Below are 2,474 nucleotides of genomic sequence, written 5' to 3' on the forward strand. Positions count from 1 at the left end.
GGCGACCTGGCGCGCCAGCGCGCCGACGGGGTGATCGAGTACATGGGCCGGATCGACCACCAGGTGAAGATCCGCGGCTTGCGCATCGAGCTGGGCGAAATCGAAGCGCGGTTGCTGGAGCAGGATCAGGTCCGCGAAGCGGCGGTGGTCGCACAGACCACGGCCAGTGGCGCGCAACTGGTGGCCTATGTAGTGCCCACCGAGCCCGCCGAAGCCCTGCTCGACAGGCTCAAGCTGGCGCTGCAGGCAACGCTGCCGGACTACATGGTGCCCGCGCACTTCGTGGTGCTCGAAGCGCTGCCGCTTTCCGCCAACGGCAAGCTCGAGCGTCGCGCCTTGCCCGCACCGCAGGCCAGTGCCGGCGTGACCTACCGCGCGCCGCAGAGCGAGCTGGAGTGCCTGCTCGCCACCACCTGGCAGGAACTGCTCAAGGTTGAGCGAGTGGGTCTGGATGACGACTTCTTCGAGCTCGGCGGCCATTCGCTGCAATTGATCATGCTGCAAGCCCGACTGCGCAGCGCCCTGGGCATCGAACTGACCATCAACGATTTCTACGCTTTGCGCACGCTGTGGCAACTGGCCGAGCGCGTGCAGGCGATTACAGCCGACAACGATCCGGGCGACGAACTGGACTTGATCTTCGGTGCGCTCGACGAATTGGAGGAACACAATGCTTAAGCCCCAAACCGCACGCTCGCAGGAGCTGGTCGCCCGCATCGGCAGCCTGGACAGCGACAAGCGCCAACAGCTGTTCCGCAAGCTGGGTGAGGCTGGGGTGAACGTGGCACGTATGCCGATCGTCCCGGCCACCGAGCAAGGCCTGTTGCCACTGTCCTATGCCCAGCAGCGTCAGTGGTTCCTCTGGCAGCTCGACCCGCAAGGCAGCGCCTACAACCTGTGCCAGGCCCTGCGCCTGCGTGGTGCGCTGGACCAGGCCATGCTGCGCAGTGCCTTCGAGCAGGTACAGGCACGCCACGCCAGCTTGCGCACGCGCTTCGTCGAGGTTGACGGGCAACCCCTGCAGGCGGTCAGCAGCCACGCCGAACTGGACTGGCAGGTGCTGCCAGCGCAGCCTGAAGTTGCCAGCGAACAGCTGATCGAGGCACGCCTGCGGGAGGAGGCGGGGATGCCGTTCGACATCGCTCATGCCGCGCCGATGCGCGTGCGGGTACAACCCTTGGGCCCGGATGATTTCCTCCTCCAGGTCAGCCTGCACCATATCGTCACCGACGGCTGGTCGATGGGGTTGATGATCGAGGAACTATTTGAGTGCTACCGCGCCGCCTGTAGTGGCGAAACGGCGCAACTGCCGGCGCTGGCCATCCAGTACAGCGACTACGCCCTGTGGCAGCGTCAGTGGTTGCAGGCCGGTGAGCGCGAACGACAGCTGGCCTACTGGCGCCAATGCCTGGGCAGTGGTGACGATGTCCTCGCCTTGCCCCTCGACAAACCGCGCCCGGCGCGCCCGAGCGGCCGGGGCGCGAGTGTGGCGGTGCAGTTGCCCACGGCGTTGGCAGGCGCCCTGAAACACTTGGCGCAACAGCAGGATGTGAGCCTGTTCACGGTGTTGCTGGGTAGTTTCCAGTTGCTCCTGCGGCGCTACAGCGGCCAGGAAGACTTGCGTATCGGTGTGCCATTGGCCAACCGTAACCGTGCCGAGACCGAGCGCCTGATCGGCTTTTTCGTCAACACGCTGGTGATCAGAGACACCGGCGCTGCACACCTCAGTTTCGCTGAGCACCTGCAAGGCCTGCGCGAGACCGTGCTGCAAGCCCAGGCTCACCAGGACCTGCCGTTCGAGCAACTGGTCGAGGCTTTGCAGCCACAGCGTAATGCCAGCCACAGTCCATTGTTCCAGGTGATGTTCAACCACCAGGTGCAGCCGGCCGTGGCCCCGGGCCTGGCCATCGCCGGCCTGCAAGTTGATTTGCTGGAGCAGCCTCAGCGCAGTGCGCAGTTCGACCTGAGCCTGGACACCACCGAAACTGCCCTCGGGCTGCATGCCTGTTTCACCTATGCCAGCGACCTGTTCGAGCCGGCTACCCTCGAGCGTCTGGTGCGGCACTGGCAGAACCTGCTCGAGGCGCTGGTGGCCGAGCCGCAGCGCCCGATGCTGGCATTGCAGCTGCTCGACGCTGCCGAGCGTGAGCAACTGATCGAGCAATTCAATGCCACCGCTGTTCACTACCCGCTGGACACCCCGGTGCATCGCCTGATCGAGGCCCAGGTCGCCCGCACCCCGGACGCCGAGGCGCTGCGCTTCGGTGAGCACGGCCTGAGCTATGCGCAGCTCGATGCGCGCGCCAACCAGCTGGCTCACAAGCTGCAGGAGCAGGGCGTCGGCCCCGATGTGCTGGTCGGCATCGCCGCCGAGCGCAACCTCGAAATGGTGGTCGGGCTGCTGGCGATTCTCAAGGCCGGGGGTGCCTATGTGCCGCTGGACCCGGACTACCCGGCAGAGCGCCTGAGCTACA

At 65.8% G+C, this 2,474-nt stretch carries 2 protein-coding genes; both read left to right on the forward strand.

Annotated elements, in window-relative coordinates:
* A partial coding sequence (locus ACIPZF_RS26065; protein ID WP_400804945.1) for a phosphopantetheine-binding protein occupies window positions 1–678 on the forward strand: 678 nt, incomplete at its 5' end.
* Window positions 671–2,474: condensation domain-containing protein (locus ACIPZF_RS26070; protein ID WP_400804948.1), on the forward strand; the 1,804-nt coding region annotated here is incomplete at its 3' end. The genes ACIPZF_RS26065 and ACIPZF_RS26070, both read left to right, overlap by 8 nt.

Origin of the sequence: Pseudomonas sp. NPDC089752, from assembly GCF_044748725.1 — a bacterium.
Lineage (GTDB): Bacteria > Pseudomonadota > Gammaproteobacteria > Pseudomonadales > Pseudomonadaceae > Aquipseudomonas.